Below are 513 nucleotides of genomic sequence, written 5' to 3'. Positions count from 1 at the left end.
GGATGTTGGAGTGTCATTACCATAGAACTCAATGTTAATCCAAGCCCAATCGCCCCAGTAGCCCTAAACAACATCGTGGTGTGTGATGATGACAACAACCCACAAAATGCCATTACTGGAGTAGATTTAACCCAACGTACCCCAGATGTGTTAGCCCAACAACCCGCTGGTGGCAGTTACACCGTTACCTATTACAACAGTCAACTCGCTGCGCAAGACGGTACAGCACCGATTATACCTGCTACGAACTACATAGGAACCAATGGAGAGACCATATGGGTTAGAGTAGAAGACAACACCACGGGATGTTACAACCTAGGAAGCTTCCAGTTAGTCATCAATACCCCATTGTTACTCACCACACCAGCGCCATTGAGTGTTTGTGATGACGATGCCAATCCTAATAATCAATTCCACAGTTTTGATTTAACCGTAAAGACAGCCGAAATCACCCAAAACTTACCAGGTTACACCGTAGCCTATTACCCAAGTTTGGCAGATGCCCAAAACAAT

At 45.4% G+C, this 513-nt stretch carries 1 protein-coding gene; it reads left to right on the top strand.

Annotated elements, in window-relative coordinates:
• The coding region (locus ACSVH2_RS14105) for a hypothetical protein (RefSeq protein ID WP_438093818.1) at positions 1-513 on the top strand (513 nt) is incomplete at both ends.

Origin of the sequence: Flavobacterium sp. RSB2_4_14 (assembly GCF_051547085.1) — a bacterium.
In the GTDB taxonomy this organism is placed as follows: domain Bacteria; phylum Bacteroidota; class Bacteroidia; order Flavobacteriales; family Flavobacteriaceae; genus Flavobacterium.
The sequence above is the reverse complement of the archived record's forward strand: the minus strand, read 5'-3'. Positions and strand labels throughout refer to the sequence as shown.